We start from the raw sequence: 17,869 nt of genomic DNA, 5'->3' as shown, positions 1-17,869 counted from the left end.
AACTTTTTTTGCCTTCGGGATTTCAAGAAAAGATAGCTGAATTCGAGAAAGATTATAAATTAGTATTTAATATTTCTCCATTTCTGAGAATGCATTGGTGCTACTTTACCTAATAGATCTATAGCATCTCTGACATTAACGCTTGGCCCACCAGATAATATATCTGTAATTTCATCTGCCTTTGCATCAAAAAACACGCGCATTAAATAAGAGTTTGGTCTTACATTGTGCGTTTTTTGCAAATCATTTAATGCAGTAATAATTTGCATTTTACTATCCTTTGGATCCTCACTCATAAGGTCTAACCCTTCTATATGATATTTATACATTGTAGATCGGATTGCTTTATAAGTTGGAGACATTAGATTTGTAATTAACGAAAATTTAGATTGTAAACCGTCTTCTAATTTCCATCCTTGTCCTGTTAGTTGTTGAGAATAATTTGCTATTGTTTGTGCCTGACTAAAGTATTCATCTCCTCCGTTAAGTTCAAAAGTATCACCATCCATACCTAAAATCATGTACACATGAAATGACAATGCAGATATTAAATTAGATTCGAATTGACTCTCATTATAAACTAAATTTTGAAATGCTACATATTCAAAATTAAAACTTTTGTCATTATAATTATATACAGGTGTACTATAACTAGAGTTAAAAACAGGTCTAGAAGAAGATACCTGAAGCGTCGCTGAAAATAAATTATTATTTTGTTCGGTAACGTTAATTACCATACTACAATTAATACGTTCTTGCTGACCAAATGATTTTTTTGTCCACTTTGTATTATTCACAAATTCAGTTAGCTGAGTTCCTAATGTCTTATAGATTACGTTATTCTCATTACCTGTTTGTTGTGCTATAACACTTACTGTACAATTAAGTTCTTGAGCAGATATTACAGCAGTAAATAAAAAAGCTACTAAAAAATAGAGGTTACGCATGTGTTTGTTTTAATATAAGGTCCATTAAATCTTTAGCAACATCTGTTTTTGATTTTAATTCATTTTCAATAACAACGTTAGCTGAAGTTATAAATGTAACTTTATTTGTTGATACTCCAAAACCAGCACCTTTATCTTGTAAAGAGTTAAGAACAATGAGATCTAAATTTTTAGATTTCAATTTTCCTTTAGCGTGTTCTAATTCATTATTGGTCTCAAGTGCAAAACCGACTAAAAATTGGTCTTCCTTAATCTCACCAAGAGACTTTAAAATATCCTTCGTTTTTTCTAACTCAATAGTAAACGTTGGATCCTTCTTTTTTATTTTCTGATTGGCAACATTCTTAGGCCTATAATCTGCAACTGCAGCAGATAGAATAGCAATATCTGAAGTATTAAAATGTTTATGTACTTCTTTATACATATCGTCTGCACTTATAACATTTTGTACAGAAACGAAATTACTTAATATAGTTTCGTGAGTTGGTCCTGAAACTAAAATAACTTCTGCTCCTAAATTTGCTGCTGCTCTAGCAATTTCAAAACCCATTTTACCACTAGAGTGATTACCAATAAATCTAACGGGGTCAATAGCCTCATAAGTTGGTCCTGCTGTGATTAAAATGCGTTTCCCTCTTAATGGTAATTGATCTAAAATATCTTTTTCAATAAAACTAAAAATAGCTTCTGGCTCTGCCATACGCCCTTCACCTACTAAACCACTCGCTAATTCGCCCGTGCCTGCAGGAATCATTTTATTTCCGTAAGAGCTTAATTTTTCGAATGACTTTTTGGTAGATTCATGTTTATACATGTCTAAATCCATTGCTGGAGCAAAATAAACGGGGCATTTAGCAGAAAGGTAAGTTGCTAAAAGTATATTATCGCAAACACCATTTGCCATTTTAGCCATAGTGTTAGCTGTAGCTGGTGCTATAATAAAAATATCGGCCCAAAGACCTAGATCTACGTGATTGTTCCAAACCTCATTATCTTTTTCTTCATCAGATTCTCCTACAAAAGTAGAATATACTGGATTTTTAGATAATGTAGAAAGGGTAAGTGGAGTTACGAATTCTTTAGAAGCAGGCGTCATAACGACTTTAACGTTAGCGCCCGCTTTAATGAATAATCTGACTAAGTTAGCAGATTTATATGCGGCAATACCGGCGGTAATGCCTAATAAAATATTCTTGTCCTTTAGAATAGACATCTAAGGTTGGTATTTTATGGCTGAGGATCCTCAGTATTTCTATGATAAATTTTATTATCAAGCCACTCTTTAACCGCTAATGCGTGTGGTTTTGGTAATTTTTCGTAAAACTTAGAAACTTCAATTTGTTCTTTGTTTTCAAAAATTTCTTCAAGACTATCATTATAAGTAGCAAACTCTTCAAGTTTGTCAATTAACTCACGTCTAATGTCTGTATTAATCTGTTCTGCACGTCTAGCAATTACAGAAATAGCTTCATAGATGTTATCTGTTGGAGCATCAATTTCGTTTCTGTCGTAAGTAATTGTACTTACTGGTGCATCGGTCTTTTTTAAATCCATCATTTATAATGTCTAACTTTTAGTAGTAAACGTATTTAATTGTTGTTGTAACTCTTCATTCATTAAAGAAGCTGCTTCCATATGTTCTGAATTAGGAAACGTTTTCTTTAAGGAATTATAATATCCCATAGCGTCTTTAAGACGTTGTTCTTTCAAATAGTCAACGCTTAAAACAGCTAAATTGTATGCAGAATCAAATCTATAATAGTAAGCCTCGCTACTTAATGAAGCACCAGGAAATTCTAGTAAAAAATTATTAAATGATTTAATTGAAGCATTATAATCTCCTGTGTAACCACCTATTTTGTTATACTGTTTTCCTATTTCAAATGCTTTTTTCTCTAGCTTAAAATCTAATTCTTTAACTAATTCGTTAGCCTCACTAAGATATTCAGAATTTGGATGTCCATTGACAAACAATTGTAACTTTTCTATAGCTTCAATAGTTTCTTTCTGATCTTTTGAATAAACTGGGGAGTTAAAATAATAGCCTTTAGCTGCTAAAAAAGCGGCTTGCCCTTCTTTTTCACTCTGAGGATATATATCTGTAAACTTATCAAAATGAAAACTAGCAATGTAATAGTCCTTTAACTGATAAGAGCACATAGCATGCATAAATGTCAATTTTTCAGCTTGTGGTTTTCCTCTATATTGTTGAAGAATTTGATCTAACAGTTTGTAAGATTTATTCCACTTTCCAGCATCGTATAGCTCATTAGCCATTTCAAATTTTGCAGCTGTATCTTCAGATTTCAATGTTTTCTGAAAATCACTACAAGAAATAAATAAAATGCTAACTAATAATATGTAAATTCCTCTTTTCATAAATATTAAACAGTGTGCAAAAGTAAACATTATTAACGGATTTAAAAAAAAATTATTATTCGCTAAAGTAAGTTTTGCAAATAGGCTTAAAATCAATTTATATAAAGTTTAACTTTTTCCTAGAGTTTTTAGTGCTGATTCTATATTTAATTTTAGTGTATCAGTTGCTTCAACAAGTGGTAAACGCACATTTGGCTTCGATATTTTTAACGCACTTAAGACTCCTTTAATTCCTGCTGGATTATTTTCAGAAAAAATAAGAGCTGTTATTGGCATTAGCTTAAAATGAATATCATAAGCCTCTTTAGCTTTTCGTGCAATACCTAATCTAATCATTTCAGAAAACTCTTTAGGCAGAGCTTGCCCTATTACTGAAATGACACCAGATCCACCAGCGAGCGCTACACCCAAGGCTAAATCATCATCACCAGATAAGATTAAAAAATCTTTAGGCTTAGATCTTAATAATTCTAAATATTGATGCACGTTATTACCCGCTTCTTTTACTGCTACAATATTCTCAAAGTCTTTTGCTAATCTTAGAGTTGTTTCTGGAGACATATTTGAAGCTGTTCTACCCGGAACGTTATATAAAATAATAGGCTTAGGTGATACTTCTGAAATGGCTTTAAAATGCTGGTAAATTCCTTCTTGCGTTGGTTTGCTATAATAAGGTGTAACAGACAAGATTCCATCTATTACTGTAAAATCTGTGGCTTTAATTTCTTCTATTACACTTAATGTGTTATTTCCCCCTATACCTAAAACTAGAGGCAATCTTCCGTTATTTATTTTAGAAATAAAAGTTATTAGCTCTTTCTTCTCGTCAGGAGTTACTGTCACACTTTCGCCTGTTGTACCACTTATTACAAAGTAATCTGTTCCATTGGCAATATTATACTCTAATAGACGCTCTAATGCATCAAAATCTATGCTTAAATCTGCATTAAAAGGTGTAATTAGTGCTACACCTGTTCCTATAAATTTGGTCATTATAATTTATTTAAAATATTTAAGTACTTTTTTAATTCTTGCTTAAAAATATTAATATCCTTTAAGTCAACGTCTATTATTAAATCGTATAAACGTTCATCTTCTCGAGATATTCCTACTTTAAAATTTGCTTTCGATGCCGCTGTTACTACATTGAGCTGTAAGACAGGATTTTTAAAAAAGCAAATTAACAAATCAAAGGGTTCATTAATAAAATCCTTTAATTCCACACTTTTAATAGATCCCTTCCATCCAAAATCTTTGGGGCTAAAATGTGTGTTCCATTTGTTATGTTCTAATTTATCGTCTAAAGTAAAAGCTGCAATTTCATGCTTTGGCGAGGTTAATCCTAGTTCCTTAAAATAAACTCTAAAAACCTCAAATTCATGAAATTCACTTGTATTTAGTAGTACGGCTACAGTTTTAATTTTATCATCATTAACATTAGATTGACGCGTAGCCAATAAATTGTTAACATATTTTCGATTAGATTTTTCTTTAAATGCTTTTAAAATCATTTACCTTTAGCCTTTGTGCAAATTTAATAAAAGCACTCATAATTTTATTATAAACTTTTATAAGTTATTCAATGACTATTAAACATATTTTAAAACTCTGTTTATTGTTGCTCATTTTTTCTTGTGCATCATCTGAAATCTCTAAAATTGAGGGGAAACGAATCGTTATTAATGATTCTCTAGAAACCAATCAGGCTATTGATGACTTTATAAAACCTTACAGGTTGCATCTCAATAAAGATATGGACAGTATTATATCTTATGCGCCAGAAACTTATTCGAAATCTGATGGACAATTAAATACAGCTATAGGTAATTTAATGGCTGATGCTGTATATAGTGAAGGTAATAGTATTTTTAATAAACGAACTCAAAAAAATATTGATTTTGTATTGCTTAACCATGGTGGTATTCGCTCTATAATTTCGAAAGGAAACATTACTACGAGAACAGCGTTTCAAGTTATGCCGTTTGAAAACTCTATTGTTGTAGCGACACTAAAAGGTACACAGGTTAATTTAATGATGGAGTATCTTTCTAAAGCAAAACGTGCCCATCCTTTATCTCATCAAGTACAATTAATTTTAGATAAAGATTCAGCAATTAGTTCTGCAACAATTAATGGAGAACCTATAGATGTTGATAAAACCTATTATGTTGCAACTAACGACTATTTGTATGATGGTGGTGATGGAATGACGTTCTTTCAACCAAATGAAGGATTGTATGTCTTGGATTATAAAATAAGGAATATTCTTATAGATAATTTTAAAAAAAGAGACACCATAAATCCTAAAAAAGATGAACGTTTTATAAAATTAGAAGATTAAATTATGAAAAGAAGAGATTTTATACAAAAATCAAGTGCTGCAACAGTTTTAGCAAGTGTTGGAGGTCTAAGCTTACAATCTTTTAGTCCTTCTAAAACTAAGAAAATTACCATTCTACATACTAATGATGTGCATAGCCATATTGACCCTTTTGGGCCAGAAGATGGAAGAAATGCAAATAAAGGAGGTGTAGCAAGACGTGCTACTTTAGTTGAATCCATAAGAAAAGAAAACCCCAATACGCTTTTATTAGATGCTGGTGATATTTTTCAAGGAACACCTTATTTTAATTATTATGGTGGCGAATTAGAATTTAAATTAATGAGCATGTTGAAATATGACGTTGCCACAATTGGAAATCATGATTTTGATAATGGTATAGATGGTTTATATGCTCAAATTCCTCATGCTGATTTCGAATTTGTATCTGCAAATTATGATTTTTCGAACACTGTAATGGATACACATGTTAAACCTTATAAAATTATCATTAAAGATGGTATTAAAATAGGGATCTTTGGCTTAGGAATTAAGCTAGAAGGATTGGTAGGAAAAGACATGTATAAAGAAACTGTTTACCACGACCCTATTGGAAAAGCACAAGATATGTCTCGTGTTTTAAAAGAAGAAGAGTCTTGTGATTTAGTGATCTGCTTATCTCACTTAGGTTATGAATACAAAAACAACTCAGATAAAGTTAGTGATATTACATTAGCAAGAGCCACAAAAGACATTGATCTTATTATAGGTGGACACACACATACTTTTTTACCTAAACCTACAATAGAAACAAATAGTATTGGAAAAAATGTCCTTGTTAATCAGGTTGGTTGCTTTGGATTATACCTAGGTAAAGTAGATTTTTATTTTGAACCGGGTAAAAAAGTATCAGCGGACGGAGCTTCTATAATAGTATAATCGCAACTCTATTTAATACACAAAACTAAGAATCTATACGCTTAAAAGCATTATCAGTATATTCATCTAAAGGATCGCTTAGTTTGTGTTGAGATTGAATATAGAAAAATATAAAAGCAACAACAAAAAACAAGGAGTATACAAATCCTAAGTTTTCATCTTTTAAAATGTAGTAATAAACTAATTGTATAATTTCAGAAAACACTATAAAAATAGAGCCAATCAAAAAGAGCATTGACTTGCTGGTATTGCGATACATATAATTGATTAAAGCAAAAGATAATAAAGCCATCACGATTCCATTATATGTAAACTCTAGTGTATATTCATAAACATTAAATACATATTCAGTCGTATTAGATATTAATGTTACACAAAAAATATCTAATATAACTAATATTATTATTGGAAAAGTTAGCTTACTAAAAACCTTTCTTAAATTCATGTTACTTATTATTTTTATAATAAGAAACAGATAAGCGATTATATAAAGAACATTTATACCAAAATAAACACCATCAACTTTATCGAGTCCAACTTCTGGGATATACCAAGAAACGACACTAACTACTTGCCCTATTGTGAAGAAAACTAGAAATAACAAAAACAACTTAGACACGTGCTCTGTCCAGCCAACATACAAAAATGTAAGCAATACTAATAATATTGCCCCCAACAGAGCCCCTTCTATTTCAAAAGATAAAGTTTGAAATAAAATAAAGAACAACGCTAATAGCAATAGCATTACCTTTAAAATTTTTTTCACTAACATTAATTAATCCCTTATTAATGAAGCAAATATAATAAAAAAAACATCTTAGCGATATAAAAATACATCTTAACGAATAAACTAATAATTTATTGTAAGAATTTACTTCAGACTATTCAAAAACTCGTCCTCAGTTACAATAGTAATATTTAAACTTTCTGCTTTTGTACGTTTACTCGGTCCCATTTTATCTCCTGCAATTAAAAAGCTTGTTTTAGATGAAATAGACGAAGACACTTTGCCTCCATTATCTTCTATTAGCTTTTTAAGCTCATTTCTAGAAATTGTTTCAAATACTCCTGATACTACAAATGTTTGTCCTTTTAGTTTTTCTGTTTGGTTGGCTAATTTATCTGCTGATATTTCTAATTGCACACCAAAACTTCTTAATCGTTCAATAATCTGTTTGTTTTCTTCTGAACTAAAAAACGCAACAACACTTTGCGCAATACGTTCTCCTATTTCATCTACTGTCACTAAATCTAATATAGAAGCAAACATTAGAGCATCAATAGACTTATAATGCTTAGCTAGTTTTTTAGCCACTGTTTCTCCTACATAACGAATCCCTAAAGCAAAAAGCACACGCTCAAACGGAATTTGCTTCGAAGCCTCAATACCGTTTATTAAATTAATGGCACTTTTCTGTGCCATACGCTCTAATGGAATCACTTTCTCTACCGTTAACTCGTATAAATCAGAATAGTTATTTATAAGACCTTCTTTACCTAATAAAGTAACAGTCTCACCTCCTAACCCATCAATATCCATCGCTTTTCTAGAGATATAATGCTGAATTCTTCCTGCAACTTGAGTTGGACAGCCATTATAATTAGGACAATAATGTTTTGCTTCTCCTGCTAATCTTACGAGTTCAGTATCACATTCAGGGCAATGCTTAATGTATTCTGTAGGCAAAGAGTTTTCTGGACGCTGCGTTAAATCTACCGCAATAATTTTTGGAATAATTTCACCTCCTTTTTCTACAAATACAGTATCTCCTATCCTTATATCTAATTTCTCTATTTGGTCTGCATTATGAAGCGAAGCTCGTTTTACAATAGTACCTGCCAATTGCACAGGTTCTAAATTTGCCACAGGTGTAATTGCTCCTGTACGCCCCACTTGGTAAGTAATCTCATTTAATAAGGTAGAAACTTGTTCGGCTTTAAACTTATAAGCCATAGCCCAACGTGGCGCTTTAGAGGTAAAACCTAATTCATCTTGTTGGTGCAAATTATTCACTTTTACCACAACGCCATCAATCTCAAATGGTAAATTGAATCGATGCTCGTCCCAATAATTAATGTATTCTAAAACTTCATCTATTGAATGTACTAATTTAGCTTCTTGTGGCACTTTAAATCCCCAAGATCTCGCCTTTTCTAAGCCATCAAATTGCGATTCTAAATTCAGGTTATTACCAATAATACTGTATAATAAACATTCTAAAGGGCGTTTAGCAACTTCTGCACTATCTTGTAGTTTTAAACTTCCTGAAGCTGTATTTCTAGGATTCTTATAAGGTTCTTCTTCATTTTCAACACGTTCTTCATTCATTTTTAAGAAGCCTTCAATAGGTAAAACAATTTCACCTCTAATATCAAAACGCTCCGGAAATTCGCCTTTTAATTGCAAAGGCACCGTATTTATCGTTTTAATGTTCGCTGTAACTTCATCGCCTTGCACACCATCACCACGTGTTACCGCTCTCAATAATTTTCCGTTTTCATAAGTTAAACTTATGGAAGCTCCATCGTATTTTAATTCACAAGTATAACCAACATCACCATCAACCATTTTTTTAACGCGGGCTTCCCAGTCTAATAAATCTTCTTTAGAATATGAATTATCTAAAGAATACATTCTAGAATCGTGAACCGTTGTTTTAAAATTCTTGGTCACAGAACCACCTACACGTTGACTTGGTGAATTAGCATCAAAAAACTCTGGATGCGCTTCTTCTAAAGCCTGAAGTTCTTTTAATTTAATATCAAAATCGTAATCACTGATCGTTGCATCATCTAAAATGTAATAATTATAGTTATGCTGACGTAATTCTTCGCGAAGTGTATTTATTTTCTCTTGTGTATTCATTCTTTAGGGATGTGTGCTATTAATATTAAAAAGGTTAATTTCTGCTTACGCCAGAATTTAAAGCCCTTCCTTATTTAACCATTTTGGTGCTGGCAATGGTTTGTAATTATTCATTTTTTCTAATAAACCTTCAATAGTGCTATCTACAACAACGGCTTCTAAATTTTCTTGAGATAAGAAACCACGCTTTACCATCATTTTACTTTGCTCAATTAAAGCGTCGTAATAACCATTGGTATTTAAAATACCGATAGGTTTGGTGTGTAACCCGAGTTGTCCCCAAGTGGTGATTTCAAAAAACTCTTCCATGGTTCCAAAACCTCCAGGAATTATAATAAAACCTTCACTCTTTTCATACATAATCACTTTACGGTCGTGCATATTATCCGTAACAATTAATTCAGAGAGTTTTGTATGTACAATTTCTTTTGTTTTTAGGAAGTTTGGAATAATTCCGATAACATTTCCATTATGCTTTAAAACGCCATCTGCTACTTTTCCCATAAGGCCAATTTTAGCAGCACCATAAACTAAAGTAATATTTTTATGCGCTAAAGTTTCTCCTAATTGGTAGGCTTCATTTAAGATTTCAGGATCGTTACCTTCACTACTTCCACAAAAAACGGCTATACTTTTCATATTATAATTTTCTTCCTTTAAGCATTCTATCATTTCCATTTAAATCTTTCAATAACGCTACATCTTCAAAATGCTTTTCTTCTAACAAAGCTTTCGTCTCTTCTCCGAGATATTGATTAATTTCAAAATAAAGAACACCCTTTGGTTTTAATTTTTGAATTGCGAAGTTAGTAATGGCTTTGTAAAATAACAAAGGATTATGGTCTTCTACAAACAAAGCTAAATGAGGTTCGTTTTCTAAAACGTTAGGTAAAATTTCTTCTTTTTCTAATTCTCTAACATAAGGCGGATTAGACACAATAACATCGAAATAAGATTCGCCTTCAAATTGAGATATAGCATTATAATCTAAAATACTAGCTTCAATAAAAGTGATATCTACCTTATTGAGTTCTGCATTTTGCTTTGCCATTTTTAAAGCCTCAGGACTCACATCTAAAGCATAAACTTGAGCATTGGGTAAATTTTTAGCCAAAGAAATTGCAATACAACCAGAACCGGTTCCGATATCTAAAATCTTAAGCTTAGCTGTTTTACTTTCCTTTGCGTGAGATGTTATAATTAAATCGACTAATTCTTCGGTTTCTGGTCGTGGAATAAGAACATTTTTATTCACTTTAAAAGTCAAACCAAAAAACTCTGTTTCTCCTAATAAATATTGAATCGGTTTTTGGGCTTTTAAATGCGTTATTGCATTAATAAAAAGTTCTGTTTTATAGTTTTCAATCTTAAGTTCAGGTTCTAAAGTCAATTGCATTCTAAGAACATTTAAATAATGTTCAGTACACAAATAGAAAAAGCTTCCTACTTCGTTCTTTCCGTAAATAGCATCTAATTCTAAATGAAATTTATTTTTAAGGTCTAATAATCTCACAACTATAAATCTTTTAGCATCCAAACGGTGCATGAATAATGTCCGGTATTCCCCATTGGTTTTTCAATAGATTTAAAACCTGCTTTTTTATAAAGTTTTCTAGCATCATCCATGTAAGGCATCGTTTCTAAATAACAGTGATCAAAACCTGATTGCTTTGCGAAATTGAGACATTTTGCCATCATTTCACTTCCTAAACCTTTTCCTCTAGCTTCTGGCATAAAATACATTTTTTGTAATTCGCACACATTACCATCGTAATTATCTAAAGGCGAAATTCCGGCGCCTCCAATAATTTTATCTTCATCTTCTACTACAAAATAAGCTTTCTTAGGTGCCTCATAAGTTTCTGTCATACAATCTAATGCTGAATCTTCATAAGCTGTGCCCACTTTAGGAACACCCATTTCTATTAAAACACTCCTAACTGCTTTTGCAATCTTAGGATTATCCTTGGCTTCAATTTCTCGAATAACAATAGTATCTTTACGCACTAAATTTTGATTTTTAAGGCTGAATTATTTTCGGCATGAAGATACATATAAAAAGAATTTTATGTTGAAAAGACTCTTAATGTTTTCCTTAATTTTAACACTACTATTTAACTGCTCTTTTACCAAAAAGCCCGAATTTGTTAGGTTAGAGAATATTGAAGTTATAGATTCTAATTCTAAAACCATTACAATTAGAGCTGATGCATTATTTCTAAATAAAAATGATGTTGGCGGTACTTTAAAAACCGATGACCTTAAAGTTTATTTAAATGACTTAGAGCTTGCTTCTGTAATTTCGGATGAATTTGATGTTCCTAGAAGGAAAAATTTCACCATTCCGCTAACGGTTAAAGTAGCAACTGCAAGCCTTACTAGTGATAAAAATCTAGGAAGTCTTTTAGGTAGTTTACTAACACAAAGTTTAAAATTACATTACAAAGGCGCTATAAAATATAAGATTATGGGATATTCTTCAACCTATACCGTTGATGAAATCCAGGATGTAAAAATAAAATTCTAAAATTGACTACTCACGAAACATACATAAATCGTTGTTTACAAATTGCAAAAAACGGATTAGGAAGCACAAGACCCAACCCAATGGTTGGCGCTGTCATTGTTTATAATAACACTATAATTAGCGAAGGTTTTACCAGTGAATACGGTGGAAACCACGCTGAAGTTAACGCAATTAACGCCGTAAAAGACAAGTCGCTTTTAGCAAAAAGCACCATTTATGTCACTTTAGAACCTTGTAGTCATTTTGGAAAAACACCTCCTTGCAGTGATTTAATTGTATCTCATAAAATTCCGAATGTGGTTATTGGCTGTATCGATGATAATCCGGAAGTTGCAGGAAAGGGAATTGCAAAATTAAAAGCATCGGGTTGTAATGTTACCGTTGGCGTTTTAGAAACAGAATGCAAGGAACATCACAAACGCTTTTTTACTTTTCATAATAAAAAGCGTCCTTATATTATATTAAAGTGGGCGGAAACCAAAGATGGTTTTATTGCACCAAAAACTAGAGACGAGCAAAAACCTGTTTGGATTACTAATCCTTATTCGCGTCAGCTTGTGCACAAATGGCGAGCCGAAGAACAAGCCATTTTAGTTGGAACGAATACGGTTTTAGAAGATAATCCGAGTTTAACCGTTAGAGATTGGACAGGCAAAAATCCGATTAGAGTGGTTTTAGATAAAGATTTAAAATTGAATACAGACGCTAGTGTTTTTAATGATGAAGCCGAAAATATAATTTTTCACGGTGTAAATGATTTATTTCCTAAAATTGATGACAATCAAAAAGGTTGGGTTATTTCCCCTCCTTTACAAAGAGGCCGTAATGCTGCCTATGCAGAAATTAATTGGAATTTAAAAACTTCAATCGCAAAACAAATATGCGATACTTTATATAAATTTAAAATTAATTCAATAATCATAGAAGGCGGCGCAAAAACATTACAAACCTTTATTGATGAAGAGCTTTGGGACGAAGCACGAATTTTTGTTGGTCATTCTCAATTTAATGAAGGCACAAAAGCACCTAAACTAAAAGGACAATTAATTTCTGAAACTGATATTTTAGAAGATAAGCTGAATATTTACAAACCTAGATAGTAAAACCTAGCAGGTTCATTAAAAAATACAAGTAGAATTAACAGATTATAATAACAAAAAAAGCATTTAGACTCTACTAAATGCAACCAAGAATAAATGAGTAAAATTAAAACACTAATTTTCGATTTTGGCGATGTATTTATCAACTTAGATAAACAAGGCGCTATGCAAAATGCTTTAGATTTATTTCAAATTGAAGCATTAGATGCAGAAATGAACACAACCAATGAACTTTATGAAGTTGGAAAAATTTCGACTTCAGAATTTGTTGATTTTTATAAAAGTAAATTTTCAAACATAGAAGAAAAACAACTCATTGACGTTTGGAATTCTATCCTAAAAGATTTCCCAATGTCTAGATTAGAATTCATTCAAAATATAGCAAAACAAAAAAAATACAAGCTCATACTGTTAAGCAACACCAATGATTTACATATTGATGCTGTAAAATCTACAACACCATTCTTTGAAGAATTTAAAGCTTGCTTTGATGCCTTTTATTTATCGCAAGAAATTCACTTTAGAAAACCAAATACTGATATTTTCGAATTTGTGTTAAAAGAAAATAATCTTATTGCTAACGAATGTCTTTTTATTGATGACACTAAAGACAATACAGATACTGCTGCTACCATGGGTTTTCATACTTGGAATATAGACGAAACGAAAGAAGACATTATTACACTTTTTGAAACTAAAAAAGACCTTTTTTGATATACTTACTCATTAGTATTTTATCTTCTACTGCAATTTTTGTGGTATTTAAACTATTGAAGAAATTTAACATTGACACCTTACAAGTTATTGTTATCAATTATTTTGTTGCCTTCTTTTGTGGATTCTTTTTATACGAAGGCAACATTAACCCTACCGAAATAGTTCAATCTAATTGGTTTGTAGCCGCTATAATGTTAGGATTTCTATTTATAGCGATATTTAACGTTATGGCACTAACGGCTCAGAAAAATGGCCTTTCAGTAGCCTCCGTTTCTAGTAAAATGAGTGTCATTATCCCTATTCTATTTGGTATTTTAGTTTTTAAGGAAAGTATAGGTATTCAAAAAATCACAGGAATTGTACTAGCTTTAATTGCCGTATATCTCACTTCTGTAAAACAAAAAGGAAACGGTAACCTAAAACAATCCATCTACTTGCCTATCATTTTATTTTTAGGCTCTGGTACAATAGATACTTCTATCAATTATTTTGCACCAGATGATAATATTCCTTTATTCTCAGCAACAATATTTGCAATGGCAGCTGTAATTGGTGTATCGCTTTTAATTTTTAAAGCTTTAAAAAACAAAAGTGTTTTTAAATTAAAATGTATTCCTTTTGGTTTCGCTTTAGGTATCGTTAATTATGGATCTATACATTTTTTACTAATGGCCTTACGTGTTGAAAACACAGAAAGCTCTACATTATTTACAATAAATCATATTGCAATTTTAGCACTCTCTACATTAATCGGTTTAATATTCTTTAAAGAAAACATTTCTAAGAAAAATTGGATTGGTATTATTTTAGCCTTAATTGCAATCTTATTAGTCACTTTAGCATAATGGAAGACGATATTTATAAAACAATTACAAAGCCTACTCAAGGCGAACTATTTAAAGACAAAAACAGTAAATTCTATGGTTTTGCTTTTCCTGTTACTAATGAAGAGCAAATAAAACAACATTTAGAAGCCATAAAAAAAGAACATTATGCTGCCAGACATTGGTGTTACGCCTATCAGATAGGAACAGAAACCCTACAATATAGAGCCAATGATGACGGAGAACCTAACAACTCTGCAGGAATGCCTATTTATGGACAAATTCAATCTTTTGAAGTCACTAACATCTTAATCATAGTCGTTCGTTATTACGGCGGCGTAAAACTTGGTGTTGGCGGATTAATTAACGCATACAGAACAGGTGCACAATTAGCGCTTGTAGCTTCAAAAATTATAGAGCGAACAATAAACAAAGAATTCCAACTTCAATTTGAATATAAAAACATGAGTAAGGTGATGCGCATTTTGAAAGAAAATGACGTTGCAATCACAAATCAAAAATTGGAACTCGATTGCTTATTAGAAATATCTGTCAGAAAAAACCACAGTTCAAAAGTATTCGATCTTTTTTCACAATTTTTTGGTGTTGACATCAAAGAATTATAACGAGTAATTTTGTAGTTGGTCTAAAATATATTTTGGACATCTCGTAGGCCGGTTACTCTTCATGTTAATAAAAGCTAAAACCGTATTTCCTGTTGCTAATAAAACATCAGATTCGTTTCTTAATTCGTAATCAAACTCAATAGAGGCTGTAGGCATTTTTTTTAGAATTGTTTTCACTTTAAGAAGATCATCATAACGTGCTGAATTTTTGTATTTTATGGATAACGAAATTACAGGTAACATAACACCATCTGCCTCCATCCCGCTGTAACTCAGTCCAAACTCTCGTAACCACTCGGTTCTACCTACTTCGAAGTACGCTGCATAATTGGCATGGTAAACAACGCCCATTTGATCAGTTTCACCATAGCGAACTCTTAATTCAGTTTCATTATAATTCATATATATATCTTATATTAAGTAATAATTTCGTAATTTTAAATTGTTTTAAACATGGGGAAAAAATTCTAAAGAATCATTGAAATTAGATTTTTTTTTTCAGAATTTTGTTCACATATTTGTGCTGTTAAAAACTACAAGAGAATTCACTTCTCTTTTTTTTTACTAATCTAAATTATCAATAAAAACTTAAGTTAACGAATGGATAACACAGCGCAATCTGTATGGAGTAATTGTCTCGCTTTTATAAAGGATAATATTCAACCGCAAGCCTATAAAACTTGGTTTGAACCTATAGATGCTGTTAAACTTTCAGGTAACGCATTAAGTATTCAGGTACCTAGTAAATTTTTTTACGAGTGGTTAGAAGAGCACTATGTAAAAATCTTAAAAGTATCACTTAACAAAGAATTAGGTGAAGATGCTAAATTGGTGTATGTTATTAGAATGGAGAATACCTATGGTAACAAACAACCTTTTACAGAAAAGATACCAAGTTCGAATAGATCTGCATTAAAATCTCAAGATGTTGATGTTCCTTTTAACAATAAAAGTCCAGAGCTTAAAAATCCTTTTATAATTCCTGGAATTAGAAACGTAAAGATTGAATCTCAACTAAACCCAAGTTATAGTTTTGAAAATTTCTTAGAAGGCGACTCTAATAGATTGGCTAGAAACGCAGGTATTGCTGTTGCTAACAAACCAGGAGGTACATCTTTTAATCCGCTTTTAATATTTGGTGGAGTCGGTTTAGGAAAAACGCACCTAGCACATGCTATTGGTGTGGATATTAAAGATAAATATCCTGAAAAAACAGTTTTATATATTTCCGCTGAAAAATTCACTCAACAATATATAGATTCTGTAAAGAAAAATAACAGAAACGATTTTATTCACTTCTATCAAATTATAGATGTACTTATAATAGATGATGTTCAGTTTTTATCTGGTAAGACAGGTACACAAGATGTGTTCTTTCATATATTTAATCACTTACATCAAAACGGAAAGCAAGTTATCTTAACGAGTGACAAAGCCCCTGTTGATATGCAAGACATTGAACAACGTTTATTATCGCGTTTTAAATGGGGACTTTCTGCTGAATTACAAACTCCTGATTTTGAAACGAGAGTTTCTATCTTAAAGAACAAGCTTTACAGAGATGGTGTTGAAATGCCAGACGATATTATTGAGTATGTTGCAAAGCATATTAAAAGTAATGTTAGAGAGCTAGAAGGTGCTATTATTTCATTAATTGCACAATCATCATTTAACAAAAAAGAAATTACAATAAGCTTAGCAAAAGATATTGTAGAGAAATTTGTTAAAAACACTAAACGTGAAGTTTCTATAGATTACATTCAGAAAGTAGTTTCTGACTATTTTCAAATGGATGTAAATACACTTCAATCTAAAACAAGAAAACGTCATATTGTTCAAGCACGTCAATTAGCTATGTTTTTTGCAAAAAAATATACTAAAGCGTCTTTAGCTAGTATTGGTTCTCAAATTGGACAACGTGATCATGCTACTGTATTGCATGCTTGTAAGACCGTTGATAATTTATCTTCAACAGATAAACAATTTAGAAAATACGTTGAAGACCTATCTAAAAAATTAGCACTATAATTATGACTCGTATTTTAATGGTGTGCTTAGGTAACATTTGCCGTTCACCATTAGCTCATGGCATAATGGAATCTAAACTTACTAAAGATCATTTTTATGTAGATTCAGCTGGTACTGCAGCTTATCATATTGGTAATTTACCAGACAAACGCTCTATAGCCGTTGCTAAAAGTAACGGCTTAGATATTAGTGGTCAAAGTGCACGAAAATTTATAGTTTCAGATTTTGATACTTTTAATTATATCTATGCAATGGATCAATCTAATTATTCTGATATTATCAGTTTAGCTAGAAATACAGCTGATATTGAAAAAGTGAAATTATTTCTTGATGCTAATTCTTCAATTGAAGATAAAAATTTGCCTGATCCGTATTATGGAGATTTAATTGATTTTGAATACGTCTTTGATCTTATTAACGAAACTTGTGAGATATTAGCCGCTCAAATCAAATAGATATATTAACCATCTTTTTTGTAAATTAGTCTCTTATTAATTTATTGAGCTTCATATTTAATAATTGTAATAGCTTATTACTGAATATTGCAATATACTATGATCTCTATATAAGTCAACAACCTAAACACTTATTAATCT

Annotated in this window: 21 protein-coding genes; 9 read left to right on the top strand and 12 right to left on the bottom strand. The window is 31.4% G+C overall.

Annotated features, from left to right (window positions below; genetic code table 11):
- Nucleotides 1-59: 59 nt before the first annotated feature.
- The 6 genes from porD to HM985_RS16290 all read right to left on the bottom strand — a co-directional run bounded on the left by porD (nucleotide 60) and on the right by HM985_RS16290 (nucleotide 4,837).
- Nucleotides 60-947, bottom strand: a complete 888-nt coding sequence (porD, locus tag HM985_RS16315; protein ID WP_179377283.1) for a type IX secretion system protein PorD — start codon at nucleotides 945-947, stop codon at nucleotides 60-62.
- The gene (gene coaBC, locus HM985_RS16310; RefSeq protein ID WP_179377282.1) at nucleotides 940-2,160 is read right to left on the bottom strand and encodes a bifunctional phosphopantothenoylcysteine decarboxylase/phosphopantothenate--cysteine ligase CoaBC; all 1,221 of its coding nucleotides are present in this window, start codon (nucleotides 2,158-2,160) and stop codon (nucleotides 940-942) included. Before coaBC ends, porD begins: the two co-directional genes overlap by 8 nt.
- A gap of 14 nt (nucleotides 2,161-2,174) precedes the next feature.
- The gene (locus tag HM985_RS16305) at nucleotides 2,175-2,501 is read right to left on the bottom strand and encodes a DNA-directed RNA polymerase subunit omega (protein ID WP_179377334.1); all 327 of its coding nucleotides are present in this window, start codon (nucleotides 2,499-2,501) and stop codon (nucleotides 2,175-2,177) included.
- Nucleotides 2,502-2,513: 12 nt separating this feature from the next.
- A complete protein-coding gene (locus HM985_RS16300) occupies nucleotides 2,514-3,326 on the bottom strand; it encodes an outer membrane protein assembly factor BamD (protein WP_179377281.1) in 813 nt (270 codons plus the stop codon).
- A gap of 108 nt (nucleotides 3,327-3,434) precedes the next feature.
- Complete coding sequence (gene dapA, locus HM985_RS16295) at nucleotides 3,435-4,319, bottom strand: 4-hydroxy-tetrahydrodipicolinate synthase (RefSeq protein WP_179377280.1); 885 nt, start codon at nucleotides 4,317-4,319, stop codon at nucleotides 3,435-3,437.
- Nucleotides 4,319-4,837 carry a DUF6913 domain-containing protein gene (locus tag HM985_RS16290; protein ID WP_179377279.1) on the bottom strand — a complete coding sequence of 173 codons (519 nt, stop codon included), beginning with the start codon at nucleotides 4,835-4,837 and terminating at the stop codon, nucleotides 4,319-4,321. The genes dapA and HM985_RS16290 overlap by 1 nt, the downstream gene beginning before the upstream one ends.
- A 71-nt stretch (nucleotides 4,838-4,908) precedes the next feature.
- Here HM985_RS16290 and HM985_RS16285 point away from each other — a divergent pair, with 71 nt between their 5' ends.
- Nucleotides 4,909-5,667 carry a 5'-nucleotidase C-terminal domain-containing protein gene (locus HM985_RS16285; protein WP_179377278.1) on the top strand — a complete coding sequence of 253 codons (759 nt, stop codon included), beginning with the start codon at nucleotides 4,909-4,911 and terminating at the stop codon, nucleotides 5,665-5,667.
- Between the two features lie 3 nt (nucleotides 5,668-5,670).
- Complete coding sequence (locus tag HM985_RS16280) at nucleotides 5,671-6,585, top strand: bifunctional metallophosphatase/5'-nucleotidase (protein ID WP_179377277.1); 915 nt, start codon at nucleotides 5,671-5,673, stop codon at nucleotides 6,583-6,585.
- Between the two features lie 25 nt (nucleotides 6,586-6,610).
- Here HM985_RS16280 and HM985_RS16275 read toward each other — a convergent pair whose 3' ends face one another.
- The 5 genes from HM985_RS16275 to HM985_RS16255 all read right to left on the bottom strand — a co-directional run bounded on the left by HM985_RS16275 (nucleotide 6,611) and on the right by HM985_RS16255 (nucleotide 11,458).
- Nucleotides 6,611-7,351: a hypothetical protein gene (locus HM985_RS16275; RefSeq protein WP_179377276.1), complete on the bottom strand. Its 741-nt coding sequence runs from the start codon at nucleotides 7,349-7,351 to the stop codon at nucleotides 6,611-6,613.
- A gap of 105 nt (nucleotides 7,352-7,456) precedes the next feature.
- Complete coding sequence (ligA, locus tag HM985_RS16270; RefSeq protein WP_179377275.1) at nucleotides 7,457-9,451, bottom strand: NAD-dependent DNA ligase LigA; 1,995 nt, start codon at nucleotides 9,449-9,451, stop codon at nucleotides 7,457-7,459.
- Between the two features lie 57 nt (nucleotides 9,452-9,508).
- Entirely contained in the window at nucleotides 9,509-10,090 is a 582-nt protein-coding gene (locus tag HM985_RS16265; protein ID WP_179377274.1) for an LOG family protein, read from the bottom strand.
- Between the two features lies 1 nt (nucleotide 10,091).
- On the bottom strand, nucleotides 10,092-10,964 hold the full coding sequence (gene prmC, locus HM985_RS16260) for a peptide chain release factor N(5)-glutamine methyltransferase (RefSeq protein ID WP_317167144.1): 873 nt from the start codon (nucleotides 10,962-10,964) through the stop codon (nucleotides 10,092-10,094).
- A gap of 2 nt (nucleotides 10,965-10,966) precedes the next feature.
- Nucleotides 10,967-11,458, bottom strand: a complete 492-nt coding sequence (locus tag HM985_RS16255) for a GNAT family N-acetyltransferase (RefSeq protein ID WP_179377272.1) — start codon at nucleotides 11,456-11,458, stop codon at nucleotides 10,967-10,969.
- A gap of 79 nt (nucleotides 11,459-11,537) precedes the next feature.
- On the opposite strand from HM985_RS16255, the gene HM985_RS16250 reads away from it, so the two are divergent.
- The 5 genes from HM985_RS16250 to HM985_RS16230 all read left to right on the top strand — a co-directional run bounded on the left by HM985_RS16250 (nucleotide 11,538) and on the right by HM985_RS16230 (nucleotide 15,245).
- Nucleotides 11,538-11,978 carry an NDR1/HIN1-like protein gene (locus tag HM985_RS16250; protein WP_246285058.1) on the top strand — a complete coding sequence of 147 codons (441 nt, stop codon included), beginning with the start codon at nucleotides 11,538-11,540 and terminating at the stop codon, nucleotides 11,976-11,978.
- Between the two features lie 2 nt (nucleotides 11,979-11,980).
- Nucleotides 11,981-13,078 (top strand): bifunctional diaminohydroxyphosphoribosylaminopyrimidine deaminase/5-amino-6-(5-phosphoribosylamino)uracil reductase RibD, encoded by a 1,098-nt coding sequence (ribD, locus tag HM985_RS16245; RefSeq protein ID WP_179377270.1) that lies wholly within the window; start codon nucleotides 11,981-11,983, stop codon nucleotides 13,076-13,078.
- 96 nt (nucleotides 13,079-13,174) lie between these two features.
- A complete protein-coding gene (locus HM985_RS16240) occupies nucleotides 13,175-13,792 on the top strand; it encodes an HAD family hydrolase (protein WP_179377269.1) in 618 nt (205 codons plus the stop codon).
- Complete coding sequence (locus HM985_RS16235) at nucleotides 13,789-14,640, top strand: EamA family transporter (RefSeq protein WP_179377268.1); 852 nt, start codon at nucleotides 13,789-13,791, stop codon at nucleotides 14,638-14,640. The genes HM985_RS16240 and HM985_RS16235 overlap by 4 nt, the downstream gene beginning before the upstream one ends.
- Nucleotides 14,637-15,245: an IMPACT family protein gene (locus HM985_RS16230; protein ID WP_394351852.1), complete on the top strand. Its 609-nt coding sequence runs from the start codon at nucleotides 14,637-14,639 to the stop codon at nucleotides 15,243-15,245. Before HM985_RS16235 ends, HM985_RS16230 begins: the two co-directional genes overlap by 4 nt.
- On the opposite strand, the gene HM985_RS16225 is transcribed toward HM985_RS16230, so the two are convergent.
- Nucleotides 15,240-15,647, bottom strand: coding sequence for an acyl-CoA thioesterase (locus tag HM985_RS16225; RefSeq protein WP_179377266.1), 408 nt, complete (start codon nucleotides 15,645-15,647; stop codon nucleotides 15,240-15,242). The two genes, HM985_RS16230 and HM985_RS16225, sit on opposite strands and share 6 nt — an antisense overlap.
- Before the next feature lie 198 nt (nucleotides 15,648-15,845).
- On the opposite strand from HM985_RS16225, the gene dnaA reads away from it, so the two are divergent.
- Nucleotides 15,846-17,273, top strand: a complete 1,428-nt coding sequence (dnaA, locus tag HM985_RS16220; RefSeq protein WP_179377265.1) for a chromosomal replication initiator protein DnaA — start codon at nucleotides 15,846-15,848, stop codon at nucleotides 17,271-17,273.
- Nucleotides 17,274-17,275: 2 nt separating this feature from the next.
- Nucleotides 17,276-17,728, top strand: coding sequence for a low molecular weight protein-tyrosine-phosphatase (locus HM985_RS16215; RefSeq protein WP_179377264.1), 453 nt, complete (start codon nucleotides 17,276-17,278; stop codon nucleotides 17,726-17,728).
- The last annotated feature ends 141 nt before the right edge of the window (nucleotides 17,729-17,869 follow it).

It is taken from the genome of Winogradskyella wichelsiae, from assembly GCF_013403925.1.
GTDB classification, from domain to species: domain Bacteria; phylum Bacteroidota; class Bacteroidia; order Flavobacteriales; family Flavobacteriaceae; genus Winogradskyella; species Winogradskyella wichelsiae.
Note: the sequence above shows the minus strand (reverse complement) of the source record. Positions and strands in the feature narration are given on the sequence as shown.

What these genes read in the sequence shown, in the direction of transcription:
- dapA (WP_179377280.1), bottom strand. Translation starts at nt 4,319, where the DNA reads ATGACCAAATTTATAGGAACAGGTGTAGCACTAATTACACCTTTTAAT.
- HM985_RS16225 (WP_179377266.1), bottom strand. Translation starts at nt 15,647, where the DNA reads ATGAATTATAATGAAACTGAATTAAGAGTTCGCTATGGTGAAACTGAT.
- HM985_RS16285 (WP_179377278.1), top strand. Translation starts at nt 4,909, where the DNA reads ATGACTATTAAACATATTTTAAAACTCTGTTTATTGTTGCTCATTTTT.
- HM985_RS16290 (WP_179377279.1), bottom strand. Translation starts at nt 4,837, where the DNA reads ATGATTTTAAAAGCATTTAAAGAAAAATCTAATCGAAAATATGTTAAC.
- HM985_RS16305 (WP_179377334.1), bottom strand. Translation starts at nt 2,501, where the DNA reads ATGGATTTAAAAAAGACCGATGCACCAGTAAGTACAATTACTTACGAC.
- ligA (WP_179377275.1), bottom strand. Translation starts at nt 9,451, where the DNA reads ATGAATACACAAGAGAAAATAAATACACTTCGCGAAGAATTACGTCAG.
- HM985_RS16215 (WP_179377264.1), top strand. Translation starts at nt 17,276, where the DNA reads ATGACTCGTATTTTAATGGTGTGCTTAGGTAACATTTGCCGTTCACCA.
- HM985_RS16300 (WP_179377281.1), bottom strand. Translation starts at nt 3,326, where the DNA reads ATGAAAAGAGGAATTTACATATTATTAGTTAGCATTTTATTTATTTCT.
- HM985_RS16265 (WP_179377274.1), bottom strand. Translation starts at nt 10,090, where the DNA reads ATGAAAAGTATAGCCGTTTTTTGTGGAAGTAGTGAAGGTAACGATCCT.
- coaBC (WP_179377282.1), bottom strand. Translation starts at nt 2,160, where the DNA reads ATGTCTATTCTAAAGGACAAGAATATTTTATTAGGCATTACCGCCGGT.
- HM985_RS16240 (WP_179377269.1), top strand. Translation starts at nt 13,175, where the DNA reads ATGAGTAAAATTAAAACACTAATTTTCGATTTTGGCGATGTATTTATC.
- dnaA (WP_179377265.1), top strand. Translation starts at nt 15,846, where the DNA reads ATGGATAACACAGCGCAATCTGTATGGAGTAATTGTCTCGCTTTTATA.
- porD (WP_179377283.1), bottom strand. Translation starts at nt 947, where the DNA reads ATGCGTAACCTCTATTTTTTAGTAGCTTTTTTATTTACTGCTGTAATA.
- HM985_RS16280 (WP_179377277.1), top strand. Translation starts at nt 5,671, where the DNA reads ATGAAAAGAAGAGATTTTATACAAAAATCAAGTGCTGCAACAGTTTTA.
- HM985_RS16250 (WP_246285058.1), top strand. Translation starts at nt 11,538, where the DNA reads ATGTTTTCCTTAATTTTAACACTACTATTTAACTGCTCTTTTACCAAA.